Source organism: Bifidobacterium sp. ESL0682, from assembly GCF_029392815.1.
Classification (GTDB): Bacteria; Actinomycetota; Actinomycetes; order Actinomycetales; family Bifidobacteriaceae; genus Bifidobacterium.
Window position 1 is genome coordinate 261,279 of sequence record NZ_CP113942.1, and the last position, 24,534, is coordinate 285,812.

Annotated in this window: 20 protein-coding genes and 3 pseudogenes; 19 read left to right on the forward strand and 4 right to left on the reverse strand. The window is 56.8% G+C overall.

Going from position 1 to position 24,534, the window contains the following annotated elements:
* Window positions 1–32 precede the first annotated feature (32 nt).
* The 4 genes from OZX57_RS00975 to OZX57_RS00990 all read left to right on the forward strand — a co-directional run bounded on the left by OZX57_RS00975 (window position 33) and on the right by OZX57_RS00990 (window position 2,625).
* Window positions 33–413, forward strand: coding sequence for a hypothetical protein (locus OZX57_RS00975; RefSeq protein ID WP_277162350.1), 381 nt, complete (start codon window positions 33–35; stop codon window positions 411–413).
* Window positions 406–678: a DUF4160 domain-containing protein gene (locus OZX57_RS00980; RefSeq protein WP_277162351.1), complete on the forward strand. Its 273-nt coding sequence runs from the start codon at window positions 406–408 to the stop codon at window positions 676–678. Before OZX57_RS00975 ends, OZX57_RS00980 begins: the two co-directional genes overlap by 8 nt.
* Window positions 679–786: 108 nt before the next feature.
* On the forward strand, window positions 787–1,413 hold the full coding sequence (gene tmk, locus OZX57_RS00985) for a dTMP kinase (RefSeq protein WP_277162352.1): 627 nt from the start codon (window positions 787–789) through the stop codon (window positions 1,411–1,413).
* A 60-nt stretch (window positions 1,414–1,473) separates the two neighbouring features.
* Window positions 1,474–2,625: a DNA polymerase III subunit delta' gene (locus tag OZX57_RS00990; protein ID WP_277162353.1), complete on the forward strand. Its 1,152-nt coding sequence runs from the start codon at window positions 1,474–1,476 to the stop codon at window positions 2,623–2,625.
* Between the two features lie 10 nt (window positions 2,626–2,635).
* Here OZX57_RS00990 and OZX57_RS00995 read toward each other — a convergent pair whose 3' ends face one another.
* Complete coding sequence (locus OZX57_RS00995; protein WP_277162354.1) at window positions 2,636–3,712, reverse strand: LacI family DNA-binding transcriptional regulator; 1,077 nt, start codon at window positions 3,710–3,712, stop codon at window positions 2,636–2,638.
* A 139-nt stretch (window positions 3,713–3,851) separates the two neighbouring features.
* Window positions 3,852–4,118, reverse strand: coding sequence for an HPr family phosphocarrier protein (locus OZX57_RS01000; protein ID WP_277162355.1), 267 nt, complete (start codon window positions 4,116–4,118; stop codon window positions 3,852–3,854).
* Window positions 4,119–4,355: 237 nt separating this feature from the next.
* On the opposite strand from OZX57_RS01000, the gene ptsP reads away from it, so the two are divergent.
* The 4 genes and pseudogenes from ptsP (at window position 4,356) to OZX57_RS01020 (ending at window position 8,624) form a co-directional block, all read left to right on the forward strand.
* Window positions 4,356–6,011: a phosphoenolpyruvate--protein phosphotransferase gene (gene ptsP / locus OZX57_RS01005; RefSeq protein ID WP_277162356.1), complete on the forward strand. Its 1,656-nt coding sequence runs from the start codon at window positions 4,356–4,358 to the stop codon at window positions 6,009–6,011.
* Window positions 6,012–6,050: 39 nt separating this feature from the next.
* Window positions 6,051–6,547: pseudogene (locus tag OZX57_RS01010) on the forward strand (PTS sugar transporter subunit IIA).
* Between the two features lie 117 nt (window positions 6,548–6,664).
* The gene (locus OZX57_RS01015) at window positions 6,665–6,937 is read left to right on the forward strand and encodes a PTS sugar transporter subunit IIB (protein ID WP_277149312.1); all 273 of its coding nucleotides are present in this window, start codon (window positions 6,665–6,667) and stop codon (window positions 6,935–6,937) included.
* Window positions 6,938–7,088: 151 nt separating this feature from the next.
* Window positions 7,089–8,624 carry a PTS ascorbate transporter subunit IIC gene (locus tag OZX57_RS01020; RefSeq protein ID WP_277162357.1) on the forward strand — a complete coding sequence of 512 codons (1,536 nt, stop codon included), beginning with the start codon at window positions 7,089–7,091 and terminating at the stop codon, window positions 8,622–8,624.
* Window positions 8,625–8,897: 273 nt separating this feature from the next.
* Here OZX57_RS01020 and OZX57_RS01025 read toward each other — a convergent pair whose 3' ends face one another.
* Window positions 8,898–10,004: a LacI family DNA-binding transcriptional regulator gene (locus tag OZX57_RS01025; protein ID WP_277162358.1), complete on the reverse strand. Its 1,107-nt coding sequence runs from the start codon at window positions 10,002–10,004 to the stop codon at window positions 8,898–8,900.
* Window positions 10,005–10,240: 236 nt separating this feature from the next.
* Between OZX57_RS01025 and OZX57_RS01030 the strand changes: the two genes are divergently transcribed.
* From OZX57_RS01030 to OZX57_RS01055, 6 genes and pseudogenes are all read left to right on the forward strand, one after another.
* Window positions 10,241–10,681: a PTS sugar transporter subunit IIA gene (locus OZX57_RS01030; RefSeq protein WP_277162359.1), complete on the forward strand. Its 441-nt coding sequence runs from the start codon at window positions 10,241–10,243 to the stop codon at window positions 10,679–10,681.
* 78 nt (window positions 10,682–10,759) lie between these two features.
* Window positions 10,760–11,056 (forward strand): PTS sugar transporter subunit IIB, encoded by a 297-nt coding sequence (locus OZX57_RS01035; protein ID WP_277162360.1) that lies wholly within the window; start codon window positions 10,760–10,762, stop codon window positions 11,054–11,056.
* 119 nt (window positions 11,057–11,175) lie between these two features.
* Window positions 11,176–12,591 (forward strand): annotated as a pseudogene (locus OZX57_RS01040) (PTS ascorbate transporter subunit IIC).
* 104 nt (window positions 12,592–12,695) lie between these two features.
* A complete protein-coding gene (locus OZX57_RS01045) occupies window positions 12,696–13,268 on the forward strand; it encodes a YbhB/YbcL family Raf kinase inhibitor-like protein (protein WP_277162361.1) in 573 nt (190 codons plus the stop codon).
* 5 nt (window positions 13,269–13,273) lie between these two features.
* The gene (locus OZX57_RS01050) at window positions 13,274–14,890 is read left to right on the forward strand and encodes a C69 family dipeptidase (protein WP_277162362.1); all 1,617 of its coding nucleotides are present in this window, start codon (window positions 13,274–13,276) and stop codon (window positions 14,888–14,890) included.
* Window positions 14,891–15,120: 230 nt separating this feature from the next.
* Window positions 15,121–16,692 (forward strand): formate--tetrahydrofolate ligase, encoded by a 1,572-nt coding sequence (locus OZX57_RS01055; protein ID WP_277162363.1) that lies wholly within the window; start codon window positions 15,121–15,123, stop codon window positions 16,690–16,692.
* 188 nt (window positions 16,693–16,880) lie between these two features.
* Here the strand turns inward: OZX57_RS01055 and OZX57_RS01060 are convergent, their stop codons facing one another.
* Window positions 16,881–17,234 carry a phenylpyruvate tautomerase MIF-related protein gene (locus OZX57_RS01060; protein ID WP_277162364.1) on the reverse strand — a complete coding sequence of 118 codons (354 nt, stop codon included), beginning with the start codon at window positions 17,232–17,234 and terminating at the stop codon, window positions 16,881–16,883.
* Window positions 17,235–17,701: 467 nt separating this feature from the next.
* Between OZX57_RS01060 and OZX57_RS01065 the strand changes: the two genes are divergently transcribed.
* From OZX57_RS01065 to rihC, 5 genes and pseudogenes are all read left to right on the forward strand, one after another.
* The gene (locus OZX57_RS01065; RefSeq protein WP_277162365.1) at window positions 17,702–20,305 is read left to right on the forward strand and encodes a phosphomevalonate kinase; all 2,604 of its coding nucleotides are present in this window, start codon (window positions 17,702–17,704) and stop codon (window positions 20,303–20,305) included.
* Between the two features lie 270 nt (window positions 20,306–20,575).
* Window positions 20,576–21,145 carry a DNA-3-methyladenine glycosylase gene (locus tag OZX57_RS01070; protein WP_277162366.1) on the forward strand — a complete coding sequence of 190 codons (570 nt, stop codon included), beginning with the start codon at window positions 20,576–20,578 and terminating at the stop codon, window positions 21,143–21,145.
* Between the two features lie 397 nt (window positions 21,146–21,542).
* Window positions 21,543–21,707: pseudogene (locus OZX57_RS01075) on the forward strand (nucleoside hydrolase); the annotation flags it as partial.
* A gap of 153 nt (window positions 21,708–21,860) precedes the next feature.
* Window positions 21,861–23,210, forward strand: a complete 1,350-nt coding sequence (locus tag OZX57_RS01080; protein WP_277162889.1) for an MFS transporter — start codon at window positions 21,861–21,863, stop codon at window positions 23,208–23,210.
* A 346-nt stretch (window positions 23,211–23,556) separates the two neighbouring features.
* Window positions 23,557–24,489 carry a ribonucleoside hydrolase RihC gene (gene rihC / locus OZX57_RS01085; protein WP_277162367.1) on the forward strand — a complete coding sequence of 311 codons (933 nt, stop codon included), beginning with the start codon at window positions 23,557–23,559 and terminating at the stop codon, window positions 24,487–24,489.
* Window positions 24,490–24,534: the final 45 nt, after the last annotated feature.

The window sequence follows — 24,534 nt, forward strand, 5'->3', positions numbered from 1 at the left end:
CGAAGTTTCTATAGCGGCAAGAGGAGCACGATATGTCTGGTCTTTCATCATTGAACGGCAACAAACGAGGGTTTAGGAATAAAAGAATTTGGAGTCAGCCGAACCGTGTCCGCGCCGCCTCGCGTCCTCCTGCATTTCCACTACAATTGGCGGTATTGCAGGAGGAAAGGAGGTGCAAGATGGAATGCGATGATTTCCTTGAAGAAGATGGCATTCGGCTGGGATATAACGCGGATACAGTGACTATCACGGAAATTGGGTATGGCAGAAAAGCGGTGCTCGACAATGAGGGGAAAATTCTATCGTCGACTTTCCCGAAAGATAGTCTGGATTTCGTTCACCGTTATTTTCGGCAGAACTACGAGATGGTTGAGCGTGCCCGGTCGATAGATCGGAAGTATGCACATGACTGAACTATTTCGTGTGATGGGTTATTCGGTATTCTTCAGCTCCCAAGATATGCATCATGGCGTTCATGTGCATGTAGGTAAAGGAAGGAAACGAGACCTCAGCAAGTTTATTCTGACCAAAGACGGCCATGTGTCGCTAGCTCACAATCGAGGTGGGCTTCCCGAATATGAGATTCTTAAGATTCAGGACGCAGTCGAAGGTCGATATGAAAAGATTATTGATCGCTGGTCGTATCAGTTTGGTCAAGATTATCATTTTGATAAATAGAATATGAACTATTGCCGGCCTTTTTATCGTTGTTAACGTGTTTAAAGTATGGCCATAACAGATAATTGGAATAGATTTGAAAGTTGTCGGTAGGCGGGATTGAGGATTATGAGCGGGGTATTTATTTCGTTTGAGGGCGTTGACGGGGTTGGGAAGACCACTCAGGTCGAGCGACTGAAGCGCTACATCGAAGAGCTGGGGCGCGAGGTTGTAATCACCCGCGAGCCGGGCGGCACGAAATTGGGTGTGGCCTTGCGGCAGTTGCTGTTGCACGGGGGCGATATTGCTCCTCGTACTGAAGCGCTGCTCTTCGCGGCCGATCGTGCCCAGCATGTCGCCGAAGTCATCCGCCCGGCGCTCACGCGCGGGGCTGTGGTCATTTCCGACCGTTATATCGATTCTTCCTTGGCGTATCAGGCTGGAGGGCGTGAGCTGACGCAGGAAGAAGTGCGCAAGCTGAGCCTGTGGGCGACGAACGACCTCTTGCCGGAACGTACCTACTTGCTTGATATGGATCCCGCGCTTTCGCACAATCGGCTTGAGCACAGCGAAGATCGCATGGAATCGGCCGGTGACGGGTTCCAAGAGCGCACGCGTCGGGAGTTTCTCGATTTGGCCAAGCATGAGCCGTCGCGTTTTAAGGTCATCGACGCTTCGAAGTCGATTGACGAGGTGTGGAATCAGATTCGAGGCGATGCCGAGAGTCTGTTGGCGGATTGGTCGTGCGGGCTGTAAGGCTGTCTTCCTATCGGTGGCAGGCAATAAGGTGAGTCGAAGAAAACCAGTGGAGGAACAATGAGCGTATGGGACTCAATCGTCGGCCAAGACCAGGTCGTGGCGCGGCTGCGCGCTGTCGCGTCCGGCGACCCCAAGGCCATCGCCCAGTCTTGGCTGATTTGCGGCCCTCCCGGATCGGGACGTTCCAATGTGGCGCGGGCGTTCGCGGCTGCTTTGGAAAGCCCGACCCATGGTCTGAGCGATGAGTTGGAACGTTCCAGCGAACAAATTCTGGCCGGTTCCTATCCTGATGTCACTATTTTGGCGACTGATAAAATCACCATCGGTATCGATGAAGTCCGTGATTTGATCGAGACTTCGGAACAGACACCAAGCATCGCCCCCTGGCGAATCATCATTATCGAAGACGTCGATCGCATGCTTGAGCGCACCACCAATGTGCTGTTGAAGGAGATAGAGGAGCCGAGTCCGCACACCATCTGGCTTCTGTGCGCTCCGAGCTCGGAGGATGTGCTGCCGACCATTCGTTCGCGTACGCGCATCGTGAATCTTGCGGTGCCGTCCACGCAATCGGTAGCAAAGTTCCTTCAAAGCCATGATCATATCGACCCGAATACTGCTGAAAAAGCAGCTCGTCTGGCCGAAGGCCATATCGGTGTGGCGCGCCTCTATGCCACCAATGAACGGGTGATGAGCGACCGGGCCGAGCTGGTGTCGGGGGTGCTGAACCTCCATCGGGCCTCGGACGCCGTGCTTTTGGCGGGAAGGCTCATCGACAATGCCAAGTCACAGGCCGAATCCGATGTCGAAGAACAGGCGGCCCAGCAAGAAGCGGAATTCCGACGTGTCAACGGTCTCTCGCCAAAGGACCGGATACCTCCAAAATTGCGAGGCGCATTCAACCAGATTGGCAAGAAGACCGAAATCAAGCGTCGGGCGACCCGTCGCAGTCGTGATGTGCTCGACCGCGACCTGAACACCGTCGCCAGCATCTATCGTGATGTTGCGGTCGTGCAGAACAATGCCGAGGGTTCGGTCGGCCTGATCAATCTCGAAAACCGTTCATCGATTGCCAATCTTGCCGGGCGATTGATCCGTCAGGATGCCGTTGAGCGTCTCGATTCCATATCCACGGCCCGTCGCCGGCTCAACGGCAACGGCAATCAGACCCTCCTCTTCGAAGCCCTTTTCTGCTCGTTGCTGGCGTAGCCACTGCCGCTCAGCGCGGATCTGCCATGTCGCTGGTGCCGATGCGAGGCGATGATGTTGATTCCCTGCGAATCACCTGAGGCGGGAATGCGGTATGAGAAGGCAGATGATGCCTGCCGCTGCGTTTGAGTTTGATCAGTCGCAAAGCCTCTTCCGCCATCGATTCGTATGGTGGCCGCAGCGTAGTGATCGACGGGTGATAGGCGGCGGCAAGCTGGGAATCGCCGAAACCGATGATTTTGACCTCATTGGGAACCGCAATGCCGAGCTGCTGCAGCGCCATCATCGAGCCGACAGCGATGTCGTCGGAACTGCAAATGATGGCATTGGGTCGGTCTTCCGCGTCTTCAAAAGCCTTGAGCGTGTCGTTATAGCCTCGCTGGATGGTGCATTCGCCGAAAGTGGTCCATTCGGGTTCGTGCAGATAACCAGTGATCTGACTGGAATTCTGGAAAGCCACAAAGGCGTCCGCCGTGGCGTCGTTATCCAGGCCGGCGCTCATAAACATGATCGAAGTTCCGTTGTGGTCGGTGATGTGGGTGATGGCTTCGCGCATGCTGGAGACGCCGTCGATGCCGACCCAATTGACTTTTGAAGAGGTGTTGCGCCCAGAAATCTGCACGATCGGTATTTTGTCCGTGGCCGAGTCCGCGATGATTTCCGAAAGGTCGGCTCCTGGTATCGGAATGACGATGAGTCCGTCTACACCGCGCGCAATCAGCGAATCGATGCATTCGCCCTGTTCTTTGGCCGTCTCGCCCATGCTGGCCAATATGTATTTGCCGTCTTCGCGAGCTTTCGGCTCGAGTTTTGAAAGCAACTGGGCGCTGAACGCGTCGATAGGGCTGGGAATGACGACGCCCAAGGTGTTGGTAATGTCGCTTCTCAAACTGCTTGCCGCAGAATTGGCGGAATAATGCAGCTTCTCAGCCGCGTCGCGCACGCGCCGGGCGATGTCGTCGTCTTTGTTGCGGCGGCCGGAAAGCACGCGTGAAACAGTGGCTGTGGATACTTCTGCCAGTGCCGCCACCTCGGTGATGGAATTATTCGGGCTATCCGAGCGACTCGTGCGGGCCCGTGACTTCATAAGAGGTACTCCAGCTTGGTGGTGGTTGGTTTTATCAGGACCGATGGTTAACAAAATCCAATAAAACTTAGGAACAACATAATATTGTAGTCCGATTCTTTGTCGAGAAGAACCGGACTACCGATACTGCATAAAGTCGTCACTCGGCTTCGGTGAGCGTTTCGATGAGGCTGTCCGCCACGCTTTCGGCGTTGTCGCCTTCGACGGCGACGGTGACGTCGTCTCCCTTCTGAATGCCCAGGCCCATGACCGAGAGGATGCTGCCGGCGTTCACCGGTGTGCCGTCTCCCTTGGCGATGGTGACGGTGCAGCCGGAAGCGGCGACCGCCTGGGTGAACTGTGAAGCCGGACGAGCGTGGATACCGACCGGATCGGTGATGGTTGTAGTGCGTGTTGCCGTTGCCATAAGACACTCCTTTGATGTTGGTGAACTGGCCCGTTACGGGTGTTGAACAGATAAAAGTATAGCATTCAGAAATCTTTTTGACGGAAAATTGAGAAAACGATTACCGTTTTTGCAAAGCGGATTTAAGTGTGTATAATAAGACAAACTGAAAACTTTACTCAAAGTTGATGTCAGCAGCCGTAGGTGGTCGTAGACGATTCAACTGGCTGTATTGATTGAAAGATCAAGGAGTGAATAATGCATATTGTCGGTTCAGGCATTGGTCGCGGTGCGGCGGTAGGCCCGGTTCTACGTTTTTCGGCTCCTCTGCCGGAGCCTTCGTCGGAGCCTCGCAGTGCGTCCAAGAGTGCAGAATCCGAAATCGAGCGTGTCACGGCTTCACTGGACAAGGTTAACGCCGATTTGAAGCGTCGTTCCTCTGAGGCCGCTCAAGGTGACAAGGGCGCCCAGCAGGCAGCTCCCATTCTTGAGGCTTTGGCGCAGATGGCCGCCGACCCGGCACTCTCGGATTCGATCAAGCAGCACATCAATGATGGACAGAGCGCCGAGCGCGCCGTTCTCGAAGGCTTCGCCGGTTTCGAGCAGACCCTGACCAATATCGGTGGCTACATGGCCGAGCGCGCGGCCGATCTGCATGATGTCGGCCAGCGCGTCATCGCCGATTTGATGGGCGTTCCCGCTCCTGGCATCCCCGAAAGCGACAAGCCGTTCATCTTGGTGGCGCAGGATCTTTCGCCTGCCGATACCGCCGCTCTTGACCTGACCAAGGTTCTCGCCATCGTCACCAGCCAGGGTGGTCCGACCAGCCATACCGCCATTCTCGCCCGCGCTCGCGGCATCGTGGCAGTCGTCTCGGCTGCCGGTGCCGACAATCTCAAGGACGGCGACACCGTGGTGGTGGATGCCCGTCACAGCGAGGTCATCTCCGACCCGACCGATGAGCAGGTCGCCCAGGCCGAAGAGGTCAAGGCCCGTGTGGCCCAGGCCAAAGAGCTGCGCGGCAAGGCCGGTTCCTTCAAGGACGGCCATCCGATTCCGTTGCTGGCCAATGTTGGCAAGCCCGAAGATGCCGATCCGGCGCTCGAGTATGGCGCGGAAGGCGTGGGCCTGTTCCGCACGGAGTTCCTCTTCCTCGGCAACGAGCAGGCGCCCGGCGTCGAAGAGCAGACCGAGGCATACACCAAGCTGCTGAGCCGTTTCCCGGGCAAGAAGGTCGTCATTCGCTTGCTTGATGCGGGCGCGGATAAGCCGTTGCCGTTCCTGACCCCTGAGGATGAGCCGAACCCGGCGCTCGGCCTGCGTGGCCTGCGCACGTTGCGCGTCCATCAGCAGGTGTTGACCGACCAGCTTGACGCTTTGGCTGCCGCTGATGCCAAGACCAACGCCGATTTGTGGGTTATGGTCCCGATGGTTACCGACGAGCAGGAAGCCGAATACTTCGTGCGTCTTGGCAAGTCCAAGGGTTTGAAGAAGGTCGGCATCATGGCCGAAGTGCCTTCCATCGCTTTCATGGCCGAAGAGGTCTCCAAGGTGGCCGATTTCGTATCTATCGGCACCAATGATTTGACGCAGTACACTCTTGCCGCCGATCGAACGCTGGGCTCAGTCTCCAACTATCAGACAGCATGGCACCCGGCGGTGCTGCGCGCCATCAAGATGATTGCCGACGCGGGCAACGCCAACGGCATGCCGGTGGGCGTGTGCGGCGAGGCCGCCGCCGATCCGGAGCTTGCGGTGGTGCTTGCTGCCATCGGCGTCAACTCCCTGTCGATGACTCCGGTCGCGCTGGATGACGTTCGTGCCCAGCTTGCCGACACCACGTGGGAAGAAGCGCAGGAGAAGGCCGATCAGGCTCTTCACGGCGCGTTCTACCACTCGATTATGGCGGAATAAACCACAAACTATATGACCAAATACCGTGGGACGGCGCCAATGCCGTCCCACAGCAATGAGAAAGGAAAGATTGTGGCCAACAACGACGCAACAAGCGACATCGATGGCTTCCTGCCCGATTCCTCGTTCCTGCTGGATGTGCCGGCTGAGGACTGGAAAGACGCCATTCGTCTGGCCGGCAAGGGCCTGGTAGCCTCTGGCTTCACCACCGACGCCTACACCGACGAGATGATTGCCACCGTAGAAAAGATGGGCCCCTACATCGTCATCGCCCCCGGCATGGCGCTGGCCCATTCCCGCCCGTCCGAGGCGGTGCTGCACACCGGCCTGAGCTGGGTGCGCCTCTCCACTCCGGTCGAGTTCGGCAACAAGGCCAACGACCCGGTCTCCTCGTGATTGGCCTCGCCGGCCATGACGAGAACGAGCACATCAAGGTGATGTCCGCCATCGCGGGCGCGCTCTCCAAGCCCGAAAAGGTCAAGGCCTTGGCCGATGCCAAGTCGCCCGAAGACATCCGGGCCATCCTGAATCAATAATCACGCTTCGACGGATGGAAACGGACGGAGTTTGCTCGTTGCCGCTGTCGTCAGTTGTACCGTGTCCGGCATGTGCCGGCGCGGAAACATGTCAATGGAAATTGAAAGGAGAATATCATGGATATTCTTTGCGTTTGCGGTAACGGAATCGGAACTTCCGTATTGCTCAAGGTCAATGTTGAGAACGTCGCGGCCGATTTGGGCATGGACGTCACGGTGACCACTTCGGATGCGGGCAGCGCCAAGGGCACGGCCAACATGAACGACCTGGTGCTCACCTCCCCGCAGCTCGCCCCCGAGCTCGAAGGCACCACCACTCCCGTCGAGACCGTTCAGAACTTCATGGATACCGACGAGATCAAGGGCATCCTCGAGAAGTACGCAGACTGATTCATGTGCCGGTACGGCCTGGTTCTAGAGAAACCCGTCAGGGAATGAGGACAGGCCTCCGGCGGTATCCATCAGACGCGTCGGCTAGGCGTGTGTGGTGGTGCCATTCAATTAAAGAAATAAGACAGATAAGAAAGAGGACTAAAGAACAATGAATGTTCTTATTGACGTGCTGAACTTCATCAGTCAGCAGATTCTCAACGTCCCTGCGTACCTGATTGGTATCGTGGCGGCGATTGGTCTGATCGCGCTGAACCGCAGTGCAGGCCAGGTCGTCTCGGGCGCTTTGAAGGCCGCGATGGGTTACCTCATCCTCGGCGCAGGCGCCACGGTCGTGACCGACGCTCTGGCACCGTTCGGCCAGTTGGTCTTCAAGGCCACCGGCGCACACGGCGTCGTGCCGACCAATGAGGTCATCACCGCTCAGGCATCCAGCCAGTTCGGCGCGGCTTCGGCTTACATCATCGTGCTCAGCTTCATCGTCATGCTGCTGCTCGCACGCTTCACCCCGCTGAAGTACGTCTTCCTGACCGGCCACCACATGGTGTTCATGTCCACGCTGCTGGCCCTGGTGCTCTCCTTGGGCTTCAAGAACCAGTGGCTCGTCGTCATCGTTGGCGCCGTGCTCATGGGTGTGATCATGGTGGTCATGCCTTCCTTCACCCAGCCGTTCACCAACCGCGTCACCGGTGGCGATCAGCTCTCCGTTGGCCACTTCGGTTCCCTCGGCTATGCGCTCTCCGGCGCCGTCGGCACTGTGGTCGGCAAGAAGTCCAAGTCCACTGAGGACATCAACTTCCCGAAGGGCCTGAGCTTCCTCCGTGATTCCATGGTCTCCACCACGCTGCTCATGGTTGTGCTCTACCTGGTCTTCTCCATCTGGGCCGCCATCGTGAGGCCTTGGAGCGTCGTCAAGAAGATCTTCCCGGGCAACATCACCGATTACGGCGCCTTCTTCATGGCTGCGTTCGCGCAGGCCCTGCAGTTCGGCATCGGCGTGAGCATCATCCTCTACGGCGTCCGCATCATCCTGGGCGAGCTCGTTCCCGCTTTCCAGGGCATCGCCAAGAAGGTCGTCCCCGGCGCCAAGCCTGCGCTCGACATCCCGATCGTCTTCCCCTACGGCCCGAACGCCTCCCTCATCGGCTTCCTCTCCTCCTTCGCTGGCGGTCTCGTTGCCCTGGTGCTTATCGGCGTTTGGCTTGGACCCGCTTGGGGCGTCGCCCTCATTCTGCCCGGCATGGTGCCTCACTTCTTCGATGGTGGCGGTGCCGGTGTGTTCGGCAACGCGACCGGCGGCCGTGTGGGCGCCATCGTTGGTGGCTTCATCAACGGCCTGCTGATCACCTTCCTCCCGGCAATGCTGATGACTGTCATGGGCAGCTTCGGTCTGTCCAACTCCACCTTCGGCGATACCGACTTCTGCTGGTACGGCACGATTGCCGGCAAGCTCGCTGGTCTCGGCCCGGTTGCCGGTGCTATCAGCCTGATCGTCTTCGCTGTCGCTTTGTTCGCCGTCGCCTGCGTCTGGCAGGTCAAGGTGGTCAACAAGGGTTGGCTGCCTGGTGCCAAGCATGCTGAGTTCATTGCTGACGTCAAGAAGCAGGAAGAAGCTGACAAGGCTGCTGCCAAGGCCGCCAAGAAGGCTGCTAAGGCTGCTGCCGCGGATTCTGCCGCAAAGGCTTGAACCGAAAAGCCGGGAATCTGATGCGGTCGGCGTTCTTGCGGGCCGGTCGGATTTCCGACGCTTTACTTGCGTTGTGTTGTCTGTCGTTTGATTTCGTTGATGGTCAATGATCATCGAGATTGACAGACGTGCATCGCTCTCCCAACCCTCCCTGCCGAGGGTTGGGATTTTTTTATATCCGATTGGCTTGCTGTGTACAAATCACGGCATCATTGCTGCAAAGAAGCCAGCGATGAGATGATTGATTTTGGAAGTGAAGCGTCCAAAAGCGTCTTATGGGCGCATAAGTTTCGGCGTGGATTCGTGGCTGATGACTTCCGGCGGAAAAGTGGTGTGCGGGTGAAGATGATGCGTGCCCTTTTCGTTCATCGTGAGCAAGCGCAACGCTTCATCGACCATGGTTCGGTAAGGCGGGCGGATGGACGTCAAGGTCGGTGTGGTCATGGTGGCGAGGGGAGAGTCCCCGAAGCTGATGACCGTTACTTCGTCCGGAACGTTGATATGCAACTGTTTCAGGGCATCCAATGCCCCCAAGGCTATCTGGTCGTCGCCGCAGATGATGGCGTTCGGCCGTTTTTCTTTGCCGCTGAACAGGCGCAACGTGTCATCGTGGCCGCGGTTGATGGTGCAAGGGCCGAACGTGGTCCAGCCCGGTTCTCGAATCAGACCGGTGATTTGGTCGGAGGCTTGGAACTCCACCAGTGCGTCGGACACCGCTCCGGAATCCAGACTGCGGCTGAGAAACGCGATGGAAGTGGCGTTGACGTCGGCCAGTTGTTGCACAGCCTCGTGCATGGCTGCCGTGATGTCGAGCCCGATCCAGCTGACGTGTGACGGGGCATTGTGGCCGAGCAGCTGAATCGCAGGTATGTCTGGCATAGCGGGTTCGTCTGCCGGCAATGAAAGTTGGCATCCTGCAGGTGGAATGGCGATGAGGCCATCGATGTCGCGTTGGATGAGCGACTTGGCCTTGTCGTCAAGCTCCTTCTGGTCGGTGGCCAGCGTCAGAATGACGTCTTTTCCCATTTTCTTGGCGGCCGGTTCCAGTTCGGAAAGCAGCTGAGAAGCCGAAAAATCAATTGGTTTGGGCGCCACGACGCCCAGGAAACCGCTGACTTTGCTGCGCAGCGCCTTGGCTGCAGGATTGACGGAATAGTGCAGTTTGTCGGCGGCCTGCCGCACGCGCTTGTCGATGTCGTCATGCTTGTTGCGGTTGCCGGACAATACGCGGGAGACCGTTGCTATGGAGACCTTGGCCATGACCGCGACGTCCACGATTGAATTGTTGGTGGTCGTCTGTTGGAGGTCTTTGGATGCATTCATGTGATCGATCTCCAGAGTGCCGTGGTCGGCAGGATAGGCGTTTTCTTCTGTATCCATTGTAATTGATGGTGATACGTAGTTGTTTTCAATATTTTGAGAAATCGTTTACAAGGCTTGCATAGCTGGATTAAGTGTGTATAATTCTGTGATTAGAGAAAATGATTCATGACCGTGGAAGGTAATGCGTCGTTGCGCCGAAAATCCAAAGAATGGATTTTGCCGTGGCCCAACGCGTGAAGAATCATCACACGCACCTTTGCCATGAAGGCTGAAGCGCGTCGGGAAGGAACGCCATGCTGAAGGAATATTTCAAAGACGGTGCTATTCTTTTCGCCCCCGAAGTCGCTGGATGGAGTGAAGCGGTCGACGAGGTGACTGCGCCTTTGCTTAAGGCAGGTTCGATCACCGAAGGATATGTGGAAGCCATCAAGAAGTCCATCGCTTCCCCGGGCGGCACCTACATCGATTTGGGCGGCCAGGTCGCCATGGCGCATGCTAGGCCGGAGACCGGTGTCAATGCCACTTCGCTTTCGGTGTTGCATGTGGCCAAACCGTTCCTGCTGGCCGATGATGAAAATCACCCGATTACCACGATGTTCTGCCTCGCGGCCAAAGATGCCAATACCCATATCGAACTCATGCAGGCCCTGGCAACGTTGCTGACCGATGCCGACAAGCTCAAGGCATTGGGCGAGGCCACGGGCGCGGAGGACCTGAGGAAGATATTGCTGTAACTATTCGGACCGGTGCCGTTGAAGCGCTTCGGTCATTTAAAGATTTTCCAATATGTCACATTTAGGAAAGGTGGAATCATGAAGATTCTCACGGCATGCAGCACAGGGCTCGGATCGAGTTTCATGACCCAGCTCAACATCGACAAGGCGTTGAAGCAGCTTGGTGTGGAAGGTGTTGAGACCGACCACACCGATATCGCTTCGGTCACTCCGGCGTCGGCCGACACCGTGTTCGTCGGTCGTGACCTGGCCGAGGCCGCGCAGGGCAAGAATCCTGACGTCGTGGTGCTCGACAGTCTCATCGATATGAACGAGATTACGAAGAAGGTCACGGCGGCCCTTGAGCGCCACGGAGTGGAGGTGCCCAACAAGTAGCTCTTGTCGGCTTCCTATCCGAGGCCGTGAATCTTGCGGCGGGACGCAAAAGGTCGCGTCTTGCCTGTCAGTAACACCAACGATGTTGTCATGCAACATCACAAAGGAGTGGTTATACCATGAACGGTTTTCTTTCCGTTTTGCTCGACATCTTCCGGCAACCGTCGGTGATTGTCGCGCTGATTTCCTTATCGGCCTGGCGCTGCAGCATAAAAAGGCCACCGACATCATGCAGGGCACCATCCGTACCCTGGTCGGTTTCCTCGTGCTCGCTTCCGGTGCATCCGTGGTCAGCAATGCGCTGACCCCGTTCGGCGATATGTTCGAGCACGCATTCCACGTGCAGGGCGTCGTGCCGAACAATGAGGCCGTCGTCGGCACCGTGCTGGTCAAGTTCGGCTCTGAAGCCGCGCTGATCTTCTTCTTCGGCATGATCGTCAACATCCTGCTGTCGATGACCTCGCGCTTCAAGTACATCTATCTTTCCGGCCACGTGGCGTTCTATATGGCCACCATGATTGCCGTGATCTTCCACTTCTCCGGTCTGCCGGAGTGGGGTGTCATCCTCTGGGGCTCCATCGCCCAAGGCCTGATTGTTACGGTCTCGCCTGCCTTGGTGCAGCCATTCATGCGCGATGTCACCGGCTCCGACGAGGTTGCTCTTGGCCACACCGGTGGTTCTGGCATCGCCCTCGGCGGCCTGGTCGCCAAGCTCACCCGCTCCAAGAAGCACCCCTCCAAGTCCACCGAGGACATCAAGTTCCCCAAGGGCCTTGGCTTCCTGCGTGACACCACCGTCATCGTGGCTCTTTCCATGGCCGTCATCTACGTGGTCGTGGCGCTGGCGCGCGGGCCCGACCTATATCGAGAGCAAGCTGAGCGATGGCCAGAACTTCATCGTCTTCTCCATCCTTCAGGCCGCAACGTTCTCCGCAGGCGTGTTCATCATCCTCGCCGGCGTGCGCGTCGTGCTGGGTGAGATCGTCCCCGCATTCAAGGGCATCAGCGAGAAACTCGTGAAGAACGCCAAGCCGGCGCTCGATGTGCCGGTCACCTTCACCTTTGCTCCCAACGCCGTGCTCATCGGCTTCCTTTGCAGCCTCGTCGGCGGCATCGTGGGCATGGTCATCATGATTCTGTGCCACACCACGATCATCATCCCCGGCGTCGTCGCTTGCTTCATGACCGGTGCGGCCGCAGGCGTTATCGGCAACGGCGTGGGCGGTATCCGTGGTGCCATCACCAGCTCGTTCGTCAACGGCCTGGCCATCAGCTTCCTGCCGCTGCTTCTGCTGCCGGTGCTCGGCAGTGTCGGCCTGGGCAGCGCCACATACTCCGATGCTGATTTCGGTGTGGCCGGCCTGATCTTCGGTTATGCCAACAAGGCCGGTGGCCAGGTAGCGCTGATTGCCGCCGTCATCATCGCCGTCGTGGTCTTCTATATCGCTTCCGTGCTGCTCACCCAGCGCGACAAGAGGAAGGCCGCCGCTGCTCCGGCTGCTACCGACAGCGATTCCGCCACGGCGGAAGCCTGATAGTTAGGCCCTGCTGTCGTCCAATCCCAACCCCTCCCTGCCGAGGGTTGGGATTTTTCATGTTTTGCCTGTATTTCGTCACAAGTTTGAGGGATACTTGGGATATGAAGATTTCAGCAGATTTTACGACCATTCCCGATGATTTCACCGGGGCTGCGGCACCAGAATACAAGGTCGACGGCACGCCGATTGTGTCGTTCCCATTCTACATCGACGAGGTGCAGGCCAACATGCATTACCTGCACTGGCAGCTGACCGACCCGGATTCGATTCCTGTCTGCGGCTTCGAGTGGATTCACTGGTCGGCGGCCAATGTGCCGATTGACGCGCTGATGTTCGATTTCAACGATTCCCATGCGCTGCAGATTCCGCCGGACTTCTCGCGCACGCTGCCGGCGATGATTCCCGAAGCCGTGCAGGGCCGCACGAGCGCCGCCAGCAAGTTCGTCGGTTCCGACAATCCTGCGGTGACGATGCGCTATAACGGCCCGACTCCGCCCGACAAGCCTCATGGCTATGTACTGCACGTCTGGGCCACCGTCGATCCGCTGCCGGAGATGCGTCAGGGCTTCTGGCTCAACGACTTGTACCATAAGATTCTCGCCTACAGTGGCCCGATCGATGATGCCGAAATTACCTTTATCGGCAATCCTGCGAAAATTCAAGGAGAGGAATAAGCAATATGACATGCACCACCATCTTGGTCGGCAAAGACGCGAGTTATGACGGCTCGACCATCGTCGCCCGCAATGAGGATTCGATGAACGGCCAGTTCGACCCGAAGCGCTACATTGTGGTTCGTCCCGAGGACGTGAAGAAGCATTATCGCAGCGTGCAGACCCACGCCGAAGTCGAGTTGCCGGACAACCCGATGCAATATACCGCCGTCCCCAACGTCGATCAGTCCGAAGGCTTCTGGGGCGAGGCCGGTGTCAACGAGGCGAACGTCGCCATCAGCGCCACCGAAACTCTGACCACCAACGAGCGCGTGCTGGGTGCCGATCCGTTTGTCGAGTTTGTTCCTGCGAAGGGCAAGGAAGGCGAGCCGGGCTATGAGCCCGAAATTGCCGGCGGCGTCGGCGAAGAAGACTTCCTGCCGATTGTTCTGCCGTATATCAAGACCGCCCGCGAAGGCGTGGAGCGCCTGGGCGCGTTCCTGGAGAAGTATGGCACCTACGAGATGAATGGCATCGCGTTCAGCGACGTGAACGAGATCTGGTGGATGGAGACCGTCGGCGGCCACCATTGGATTGCCAAGCGTGTGCCTGACGAGGCGTATGTCACCATGCCCAACCAGCTCGGCATCGACGAGTTCGATCTGGAGGATGCGCTCGGCGAACAGAATGAGCACATGTGCTCCCCGGACTTGGCCGAGTTCATCGAAGACAACCACCTCGACCTCGCCGTCGAGGCGACCACCCCGTTCAATCCGCGCGACGCCTTCGGTTCCCATTCCGACGCGGACCATGTCTACAACACCCCGCGCGCCTGGTACATGCAGCGTTTCTTCAATCCTTACGATGAGGTTTGGGATGGCCCTGAGGCCGACCACACCCCGGAATCCGATGACATTCCGTGGGCCCGTCAGCCGGAACGTAAGATCACCATCGAAGACATCAAGTACGTGCTGAGCTCGCACTTCCAGGGCACGAAGTTCGACCCGTACGGCCACCTCGGCGACGAGCACACGCGCCACATGTACCGCGTCATCGGCATCAACCGCCAGAGCCATCTCTCGCTGGTGCAGATCCGCCCGTACCGCCCGCAGTCCAGCCGTGCGCTCCAGTGGATCACCTACGGTTCCAACGTGTTCAACACGCTCGTGCCGTTCTATCCGAACGTTGAAACGACCCCGGAATACTTCAGCGGTACCACCATGCGCGTCACCTCCGAGAACTTCTACTGGGCCAACCGCATCATCGCGGCGCTGTGCAACTTCACCTACGCCGAGAACTACAACGCCATCGAGCGCTACCAGCAGAAGACCGGTGGCATGGCGCACCGCATGATCGCCGCTACCGACGAGCAGGTCGCGCGTCTTGGGGGAGACAAGGAGGCCAGCGCCGAATCGATGGCGCAGGCTGAGCTCAACGCCGGCAACCCCGAGGGCGATGTCGAGCCCATGGAGCCCGACCAGATCATCGCCGCCACCCGCAACGCGGAAGTGCGCGAGATCCTGAAGGCCGCGAACCAGTCGATGGCCGACCAGATCAAAGCCGAAACCGACGATTTGTTGAACATCGTGCTGCACAACGCGTCCCTGCAGATGTCCAACGCCTTCAACCGTTCCGACAACTAAAGCAGCTGATTTGTTGTTTTCTTATTGGCCAACTTGGTGCTGATTAATTGCGATAGTACCAAGTTGGCCATGCTGTACCTTGTGGCAATGTGCTGATAGGCTTTGGGGTAGTAGGGTCGGGTCATGCTCGGTGTCATCGGTTGGGTATTTGCGAATTCCTTGGTGTTCGCATTCAAGCTGGCGTCAGGCACGACCTGGCAATGTTCACGCTCGTTGAAAGTAGGTACAGCATGGCACTGATTGATCAATTCACTGTTCAGTACGGACTGGTCAAGAAGATTGACGCGTTCGGATATCTCGATTATCTGAAGAACCACGCCGACGAGCCGCGCAAGCACGGCAAGGTTGTGCTGGTCACCGCCGATACGCCGCTGAAGGCCTCGCGCGGGGAAGGCAAGACCACCACCACCATCGCGCTGATTGATGCGCTGCGCGCTCGCGGCATCGACGCGACCGCTGTATTGCGTCAGCCGAGCATGGGCATCACCGCGGCCGGTTCCAAGGGCGGCGCTTCTGGCGGCGGCAAGTCCTCGCTTTCGCACCCCGAACTGATTGATTGGGGTCTGTGCGGTGAAATGGCCGCCATCGAGAACGCGCAGAACCTGCTGGTTTCCTTTGCCGAGAAGGCCGTGGACGAAGGTCGTATCGACACGATTCTCGTGCCGCGCGTCTCGGAAGTGCCGTCGCGTTCGTTGCGTCAGATTGCCGTCGACCGCGGCAAGGGCGACGTGCCCGAGCGCGTTGTGCTGACTCCGACCTGCGAATTGATGCAGATCGTCGTGCTGTCCCATTCCATGGACGAAATTGCCGAGCGTGTCTCCAAGATGGTCGCTGGCACCAAGGACGGCAACCCCGTCACTTTCGGTGAGTTCATTGACTTGTGGCGCATCACCGGCATTCTTGGCGACGCAGTGAAGCCAGCGCAGACCGAAACCGTCAACGGCTCACCGGTCTACGTGCACTGTGGCCCGTTCGCCAACGTGTCGCTGGGCATCCCCAGCCTGGTCTCCGTCGAAATGGCCTGCGCACTGCACGATGTGGTTGTTGTTGAAGCTGGATATGGTGCCGACGCCGGTGCCCAGAAATGGCTTGATATCGCCTGCCGTGAGTATGGAGCAGAGTGGCCGGCTGCCGCGGTGGTGGTCACCCGTGCGTCGACTTGGCGCGACGATCCGCAGCTTGCTTGGCGCTATCCGTTCCATGTTCATCGCCTCGAAAGCCTTGGTATTCCTACCTTCCCGCTGGTCAATCTCTGGGACGGGGAAGACGATCAGATTGATTCGTTGCGCGATACCGCCAAGTCGTTGGACTTCCGTAACCCGATTATCGGCAACCTCTTCCGTGACGGTGGTGAGGCCTTGGCCCCGCAGCTTGATGGGTTTGTAGAAGCGCTGGATTCGGCGAATAATGCCACTCGTGCCGAGGCGTCGAACGCGCCGGCTGATGCCGCTGACCCTGAAGCCGCCGACAACCGCGCCAGCCATAAGGGCATGGGCCTGGTCGAAGACGTGAAGTGGATTGCCGAAAATGCGTATGGCGTCCCCGCCGACCGCGTGCTGTTCAAGTTTGGGTTCGCCGAGTCGCTTGCCGAAGCGACCGAGCTGTGCAACGGCGTCGGTACGAGCATTGATGACCTCGCCATCGTCGCGGTGAAGTCCCCGGCCACGATGACCGATGACGATTCTGCCGCGGCCGACGAACGTACGGTGACCTTGAAGAAGGTCGAGCCGCATCTCGGCGCTGGCGTGGTGCAGGTCAACCTCACTACCTCGCTCACCACCCCGATGCCAAAGATCGTCTGAGGTCCCAGGCTGCCGGAACTGTCGTATGGCGGAGATTGTCGTGTCGCTCAAAGCGATAAATACGATGACGCTCAAAAATCGAAGATAATAAAAAGGCGATAACCGAATCCGATTGATGGAATCAGATAGGCTATCGCCTTTCGTTTTTTAGTTTTTATTGCTTATAACGTTAAGTCGTGGTGGAGCAATTAGAAGTTGCCGCCGTTCCAGCCCCAGTCGCCCGTGGCCGTATAGCGAATGTAGGTGCGGTCTTCGGGAATGCCGAGCTGGTCGTTAAGCGCAGTCATGATCTGCTTCGACATCGATTCCCAAACGGAGCGGTCGATGCTGCCGGGTTCACCCATAACGTTGACCTCGACGTAGGCCGCCGGCTTGCTGTCGGTGCCGCCAAAGTAAATCGGCATGTTGTCCTCGAACGGGCACATCAGCCAGCTCTCGGTCTTGCCGGGGACGGCGGTGATGGCCTTACCGTACGCGGCCTTGAGCGCCTCGCGCTGCTCGGGAGTGGTGGAAACGGAAACGTGGGTGTGAATGACTGGCATGGTCAATAGCTCCTTTGTCGTAAACGAATCTGCATGTGCCCTTTATTCTATCGTGCTGACCTGTATGCATTGTGAATGCGCTCATAAAGCGACTGAGGCTCATACACAAAATTCGCGCGACAATGCATGATGAGCTGAATATTATGCAGAATTTTATACCTATTCACCCGTTTGGCAACGTAGTCTTTGGCAATTTGAGTGTGGTTCTCGCCTTATCATGAAGACGGTTTTGTTTGATATCAGACGTGTCAATGTGGCGGTGCTGCGCAGATTATCAGGGTATTTGGTGCAGAGTATGCCTTGGACGTACATCTGCACGCCGGTTGTGCGTACATTTAGGAATGAGACACCGGCAGGTGCGTCTGCAGCCCTCGGCACCATCGTTTGACGATACTCGGATTGGATGGCCGAGAGCGGTTCACGACGCATGAGTACGGGCGACGATTGAGGGAAGGAACGGCAGAACTATGAGCGATGGACGAGCCCAGGAACCGAACAGCAGTGTAGCCTCGGCGCCCGGCAAGCTCTATATCGCCGGCGAATATGCCGTCGTCGAGCATGGTCATCCCGCCATTCTGGTTGCCGTCAACCGTCTGCTGACCGCTCGCATCACCGAAATTGACACTTCTTTCGCCCAACCGCAATCCTTTGGCGTGGACCCGGTCGGGCGCATCCATTCCACCGGCCATCCCGAGGCTTCTGTGACGTGGCGGCGTCGCGCGGGGCGTGCGGTGCCGGACTTGGAGCAGCCGGGTGCGGCGTTCGTGCTTTCCGTGATTCATGCCGTCGAGGAGTTGGCGCAGCAGCAGGGCAAAGAACTCAAGATTTATGATGTCAATATCGAAAGCGAATTGGATGACGCTTCCGGCCGCAAGTATGGCTTGGGCTCGTCGGCAGCGGTGACGGTGGCGATGATGAAAGCGCTCCTCTCGTTTTACGGCCTTGATCTGGAGCCGATTCAACAGTACAAGCTGGCGTTCGTCGCGGCGAGCCGCGCTCAGAAAGTCGGTTCCGGCGGTGATCTGGCGGCCAGTCTGTTCGGCGGGTGCATCCGTTTCACGGCCGTCGATCGGCAGTGGGTCACCAACCGTCTGCAAGACACGGCACTGAACGAGTTGATTGACATGCCGTGGCCCGGATTGAGCATTTCGCGGCTTCGTGCGTTTGAGCCGAGTAGTAGCCTACGCCTCATGGTCGGCTGGACCGGCAACCCTGCTTCCACGCCGTCGCTGGTGGGTCATGTTCAGCAGCAGAGCGCTGCCGAACACGAGCGGATGTATCAGGACTTTCTGCGTAGCAGCGACACCTGTGTCGACGCGTTGGCTGATGCCTTGGTGCGAGACGACGAACAAGCCGTCATTGCTCATGTGCGTGAGGCTCGCAAGCTGTTGCTTTCCCTTTCGTCGTTTACCGGCGTGGTCATCGAGACTCCGGCGCTGAGACACTTGGTCGAAGTGGCTGAAAGTCATGGCGCTGCGGCGAAAAGCTCCGGCGCGGGCGGCGGCGACTGTGGCATCGCGATTGCCGGACCGAGTGCCGATATGCCGGCCGTCACCCGTGGCTGGCAGGAAAAGGGCATCGTGCCGCTGGACCTGTCGGTGCACGAGCCGCAAATCGACCTTGCTGATTGGGCCGGCAGCGTTGCTGGTGATGCATCGAATAGATTTGTCAGCAATGTGCGGGCAGAAGGAAGCTTTTCCAAGGAAATAGCTGGCAGTGGAGTTGCGGCCACCGACAGAGATGATGCTGGCAGTGACGGTATTGCTGGTGTCGTCCGTATTGATGAGACCGATATTGACGGTTCAAGAAGGTCGGACGTCTCGGCTCTGAACGTTTCCGTTGGCCATGCATCCGGCGCTGATTCGCAGGCGTTTGTCGCCGGTTCCAACCGCAAGGATGACCATGTGCGGCTTGCGCTCGCCGAGCATGCGGACAAACAGCATAATGCATTTGATGATGTCGCTTTCATTCATCAGAGTTTGGGCGGTGTAGCGCTCGCCGATGTGGACATGAGCACCGAAGTCTGCGGCGCGAAATGGGATATGCCGTTCTATATCAATGCGATGACCGGCGGATCGGCCAAAACCGCGTCAATCAATGCCTCGTTCGCGCGCGTAGCCGCCGCAACAGGATTGGCCATGGCCTCGGGATCGCAGCATGCCGCCATTCGTGACCCCGAACTGGAGCCGACGTTCACCACGATTCGTGAGCATGACCCGTCTGGTTTCGTCTTCGCCAATGTCGGGGCGAATGTTACCGCAGAACAAGCGGTGCACGCGGTTGAGATGATTCATGCGAATGCGTTGCAAATCCACATCAACGCCGCCCAGGAGTTGGTCATGCCTGAGGGTGCGCGCGATTTTGATTCTTGGCCACAGCGTATCGCTGAGATCGTCAAGGCTTCGCCGGTGCCGGTGATGGTCAAGGAAGTCGGCTTCGGCATGAGCGCCCGCACCGTGCGGCAACTGGCGGAATTGGGCGTGCATACGGTCGATGTCAGCGGCCGAGGCGGCACCGATTTCGCGCGCATCGAAAACGCGCGGCGTGCTGGCCGCGACTACGGTTACATGGCCGGTTGGGGTCAGTCTACGGCGTTGTGCCTGTCGGAGTTGTTGCCTAGCGGCCGTGATGAAGTGTCTGATTGTCGTATTGATGCGCCGGGTATGGTTTCAGGCGAAGGTGCGAATGCTGCTGACGTTAATGCTTCCGGTTCACAAGTGGATGGTGTGAGCAGTGCTGAAAATGAGCAGAATTGTGCTGGCGGAATCGACGTCGCCGTTCTTGCTTCCGGAGGTGTGCGTAACCCGTTGGATGTGGTGAAGGCACTCGCGTTGGGTGCTCAAGCTGTTGGTGTTTCCGGGCACTTCCTGCAGGTGCTGAATGATTCCGGCGAAAAGGGCCTGACTGCCGAAATCGACAGCTGGAAGAGCCAAGTGCGCTCGCTGATGGCGTTGCTTGGCACGAAAACCGTTGCCGACTTACGAAGCACTGACCTGTTGGTTACCGGCAAAACTGCTGAGGAAGCGCGTTTGTTGGGCGTCGATTTATCAGCGCTTGCAAAACGTAGCTGAGAAAACTTCCATAAGGTGTTTCCGGCGCAAAAGTGTCTTCTTCGTAGCATTGAAAGTTGAATTGGCAGTTATATAGCTTGAATGCTGTAAATGCAACAAATGGCAAATCGAAAGCGTTGAGATTTCAATGATTTTGATTTTTGCTGTAGCAAATCGTAGCACGGAACAAAGTTTCACGACAAAGAAACACTCATTGCTATGTTGTAATACGATTTATGGATGCGCAGACACGCTTTTGCGCAAATCCTGTGCTCGGACTTCAATGGAATCATGTTTCCTGATTTTTTGAATGAAGATGCCGAAACCGTAGCGAAGGGGCTGCTTGGCTGCGTGCTGACACGCGTTGTAGACGGCGAGACGTTAACCGTGCGCATCGTGGAAACCGAGGCCTACGATCAGCTTGACCCGGCCAGCCATACCTTCCACGGCCAAAGCGAACGCAACCGCGCGATGTTCGGCCCGTCTGGCCACGCCTATATCTATCTGATTTATGGCACGAATCTGTGCATGAATGTCACCGCGTTCGAAGAGGGTTTCGGCGCGGGCGCCCTCATCCGTGGCGCCGAACCGATGGATACGAAAACCGTGGAAATCATTGAAAAGCGCCGTGGTGGCCGTCGCATCAAGGACTGCCTCAACGGCCCGGGCAAGATCTGCAAGTCGCTTGGTATCACGATGGACCTTTACGGCCACGACCTGCGCAAGCCCCCGCTGAGCCTGTCGACCGGTTCCCTGCGCCCCGGCGAACGTATCGAGGCCACCGAGCGCGTCGGCATCACCAAGGCCAAGGATCGCCCGCGCCGCTTCATCATCGCCGGCAACCCTTACCTCTCGCGTTGACAAATATAGTTTAGCGTTTTATCATTGTTGAATACCAGCTGGTAAAACGTTATATCAACGTTGAAGTTCAGTGCTGAAACTCTGTTTTATCGGATGGATATATCGTATGAGAGAGGTGAGCGTGCCGTGTCTGGCTAAATGTTGTGATGACGGTTTGGTTCGATTGTCGGTTTCAAAGCTGTCCATCCTATACAAGTAGGTGAATTGAGAATGGTTACCACCGTAGGTAATGCTTAGTTTGAAATTAATTCTTTGATTTCCTTATCTATGGCAATACCGATGGCTTGCTGATGGGTCTGTGCAGGCTTTGCCGGTTTGTATTTTCCTTTGTCGTGTTTAGGGGATGAATGGTTCGCTGTCAACATGAGGTTCAGAAGGCTTGAGAAGTACGAGTCTGCTTAAGGTGGACACCGAAAATCCGACAAGTGGCCATACGATTGGTGACACGGACAGGCTCAATGACTCGCACAAGACTATGCAGGCGGCCATCAGCATCGATGGGGAGTGGTTCCTCAGGGAGTTTATGACGCGCATCAGCGTCCTGGCCGCAGGCAAGCGCTGACATCGATTTGTCGCCGGTATCCCGTCTCCTGCGAAATAAATCAATACACACAACAATTTAACTATCGAGGAAAACATGTCTACATCATCATCCTCGGCCTCGGGCCAAAAGGTCTCGGAGCCTGATAAAACAGATTCCGAGATTACCAGTGACATGGCCGTCAAGGCTCTGATTCCGTTGCTCGTCACCTTCATCTTGGGCACGCTGTGTCTGCAAGGCTTTAATATGGTTTTCCAGCAGATTGGTGAGGCGGTTGGCGCTCCGCAGCAAGCGTCACTGATTACCGCCATCCCCAGTATCGTGCTGGGCATCGTCTGTTTCGTCTATGGTTCGCTTGGTGATTTTGTGTCTCTGAAGAAGCTCGTCGTAGTCGGCATTACGTTGCTGGTCACCGGCTCCCTTCTGGGGTTCTTCGGCAACTTCTTCTTTACGGCCAATATCTGGACCGTCATCATTGCTAGATCCATCCAGACCGCTGGCGAGCAGGTGGCCGGTTCGGTTTATCTGGTGGTGGCAACCAAGTATCTCAAGGATTCGTTGAAGGTCATCTTCTTCGGTATCTTCACCGCTGGCTATCAGGTCTCCGCCGCGATTGGGGTGTTCGCGGCCGGCTTCCTGACCACGATCCATTGGCAGTATCTGTTCCTGATTCCTGCAATCACTGTCTTCTTCCTACCTTTGCTGTTGCATAATCTGCCGAACAAGACCGGCAATGGCGAGAAGGTCGATGCTCTCGGCTTTGTCATATTCGGCACTGCGGTGGCCTTTATTACGCTCTTCTTCTCGTACAAGAGCTGGTGGATGATTGGCGTGTCCGTTCTGCTGTTCGTGGTATTCGCCGTTTACATTCACAAGGCGTCGCACCCCTTCATTACTCCGGCCTTCTTCCGCAACAAGCGCTGGCTCATGGCCATCTCGCTGATGCTGCTGCTCTATCTGCCGAACTACACCTTCTCTCCGCTGTTCAACGGTATTTTCGTCAAGGTGTTCCACATGTCCACTTCACAGGTCTCCACTTACTTGGTGTGGGGCTTCGTGGTCGGTGCGACCGTGGGTATTTGCTCGGGTTGGATTGTCGGCAAGATCGGCACCCGCACTGCGATTATCGTGGCGGCATGTATGAAGATTCTTGGCTTCGTGCTTGAAATTTTCTGCATGAATCTTGGCCCTGTGGCAATGACCATTGCCGCCTGCGTCTATTACGGTGGCGGTGGCTTCCTTTATTCCCCGTTGGTTTCTACGGTGCTCGGCACGCTGCCCAAGGACGAGTCGGGTCGCGGCGTGGGCATGAACGATTTGGCGATGAACGTCTCCAGCTCCGTCGGCATTGCTGTTATTGGAGGCTTCATGAACTCTCCGGCCCTTCAGGCTGGCAGCATCAACGGAACTACCGGTTTGGCCGCAAACTATGCCAACCTGTTCCTGCTTGACGCAGTGCTGATTGCAATTGCGCTCGTTGTGTACTTTGTCTTTAACAAGAAGATCTATGCGCAGGATAAGTGATGCGACTCTAAGACGTAAGTTGTGATCGCTCAACGGTTCAAGAGATCAAGGGGGCGAAGTCAGGTTAGCTTGCTTGACTTCGTCCCCTTTTGAGTATTGCAAGTGTAAAAAGAGCACTTTGTTGGTTTGAACATCGGTTTCCGGACTTTGTGGGATAACAGTACTATAAAGCGAGGGTGTTTTAATGAAGCGTAACGATTATTTGATTTTGACAAAAGTGATTTAACGTTTTATCATTATTTTGTTTACATGATAAAACGTTAAACCATGGGTGAAAGGATTAACGGTATTGCCGGCTGGTCGACGATGCCCATAGCATTTCTCTTACAAAGGAGTGATTGATACCATGAAACAAACTGATACTGTAACACCAATCATTATTGACACTGATCCGGGCATCGACGATGCGGTCGCTATCGCGATTGCGTTGTACGATCCGACGCTGGATGTCAAACTCATTAGCACAGTGGCGGGCAATGTCGGCCTTGACGCAACAACGCTCAACGCCGAGAAGCTCATGACATACTTCGACAAGAACGTGCCGATTGCCAGGGGCGCTGCGGAGCCGTTGATTCGTCAATTCGAAGATGCCAGCGACATTCACGGCAAAACGGGCATGGAAGGGTTCGATTTTCCCGAACCTCGCAAGGACCTGTTGCTCAAGGAGAACTCGGTTGATGCGATGCGCCATGTGCTGATGTCCAGTGATAAGCCGATTACGCTGGTCACCATCGGTCCGTTGACCAATGTGGCGCTTCTGCTCAAGACCTATCCCGAGGTCAAGTCCCATATTTCTGAGATCGTGATGATGGGCGGCTCCGTGACTCGTGGCAACAAGGGCGTGATGGCCGAATTCAATATTTATGTGGACCCTGAAGCCGCGAAGATTGTGCTGAAGTCGGGAATCCACGTCACTATGGCGACGCTTGACGCAGGCATGGGAACTGCGATTCCTCCGGAAGAGACAGCTCGTATGGACGATATGGGCAAAGTCGGCCACATGGCTCATGACTTGTTCCAGCGTTACCGTAAGCGTAGCTTTGGTACCGGTCTCAAGATGTATGATCCTTGCGCTATTGCGTGCATTCTGCAACCTGACTTGTTTACGATGCAGGACGCATTCGTTGATGTCGAGACTGCGGGCGAGCTTACCGCGGGCTGCACCGTGATTGATTTGAAGGGCTATCTCCACAAAGAACCGAATGCGACTGTTACTACTGGCGTGGATTCGCAGCGTTTCTGCGAGTGGTTCATGAAAGCTATCGAGCGCTGCGACTGAGCGTCCGACTAGAGATTCCCATCTAGAAGAAAAAGAAGGAAAAAC

Excerpts from the sequence above, each read along its gene's own strand:
- OZX57_RS01000 (WP_277162355.1), bottom strand. The coding sequence starts at position 4,118 with ATGGCAACGGCAACACGCACTACAACCATCACCGATCCGGTCGGTATC.
- OZX57_RS01015 (WP_277149312.1), top strand. The coding sequence starts at position 6,665 with ATGGATATTCTTTGCGTTTGCGGTAACGGAATCGGAACTTCCGTATTG.
- OZX57_RS00990 (WP_277162353.1), top strand. The coding sequence starts at position 1,474 with ATGAGCGTATGGGACTCAATCGTCGGCCAAGACCAGGTCGTGGCGCGG.
- OZX57_RS01080 (WP_277162889.1), top strand. The coding sequence starts at position 21,861 with ATGGCCGTCAAGGCTCTGATTCCGTTGCTCGTCACCTTCATCTTGGGC.
- OZX57_RS01030 (WP_277162359.1), top strand. The coding sequence starts at position 10,241 with ATGCTGAAGGAATATTTCAAAGACGGTGCTATTCTTTTCGCCCCCGAA.
- OZX57_RS00995 (WP_277162354.1), bottom strand. The coding sequence starts at position 3,712 with ATGAAGTCACGGGCCCGCACGAGTCGCTCGGATAGCCCGAATAATTCC.
- rihC (WP_277162367.1), top strand. The coding sequence starts at position 23,557 with ATGAAACAAACTGATACTGTAACACCAATCATTATTGACACTGATCCG.
- OZX57_RS01065 (WP_277162365.1), top strand. The coding sequence starts at position 17,702 with ATGAGCGATGGACGAGCCCAGGAACCGAACAGCAGTGTAGCCTCGGCG.
- OZX57_RS01020 (WP_277162357.1), top strand. The coding sequence starts at position 7,089 with ATGAATGTTCTTATTGACGTGCTGAACTTCATCAGTCAGCAGATTCTC.
- tmk (WP_277162352.1), top strand. The coding sequence starts at position 787 with ATGAGCGGGGTATTTATTTCGTTTGAGGGCGTTGACGGGGTTGGGAAG.
- OZX57_RS01055 (WP_277162363.1), top strand. The coding sequence starts at position 15,121 with ATGGCACTGATTGATCAATTCACTGTTCAGTACGGACTGGTCAAGAAG.
- OZX57_RS01045 (WP_277162361.1), top strand. The coding sequence starts at position 12,696 with ATGAAGATTTCAGCAGATTTTACGACCATTCCCGATGATTTCACCGGG.
- OZX57_RS01070 (WP_277162366.1), top strand. The coding sequence starts at position 20,576 with ATGTTTCCTGATTTTTTGAATGAAGATGCCGAAACCGTAGCGAAGGGG.
- OZX57_RS01050 (WP_277162362.1), top strand. The coding sequence starts at position 13,274 with ATGACATGCACCACCATCTTGGTCGGCAAAGACGCGAGTTATGACGGC.
- OZX57_RS01060 (WP_277162364.1), bottom strand. The coding sequence starts at position 17,234 with ATGCCAGTCATTCACACCCACGTTTCCGTTTCCACCACTCCCGAGCAG.
- OZX57_RS01035 (WP_277162360.1), top strand. The coding sequence starts at position 10,760 with ATGAAGATTCTCACGGCATGCAGCACAGGGCTCGGATCGAGTTTCATG.
- OZX57_RS01025 (WP_277162358.1), bottom strand. The coding sequence starts at position 10,004 with ATGGATACAGAAGAAAACGCCTATCCTGCCGACCACGGCACTCTGGAG.
- ptsP (WP_277162356.1), top strand. The coding sequence starts at position 4,356 with ATGCATATTGTCGGTTCAGGCATTGGTCGCGGTGCGGCGGTAGGCCCG.
- OZX57_RS00975 (WP_277162350.1), top strand. The coding sequence starts at position 33 with ATGTCTGGTCTTTCATCATTGAACGGCAACAAACGAGGGTTTAGGAAT.
- OZX57_RS00980 (WP_277162351.1), top strand. The coding sequence starts at position 406 with ATGACTGAACTATTTCGTGTGATGGGTTATTCGGTATTCTTCAGCTCC.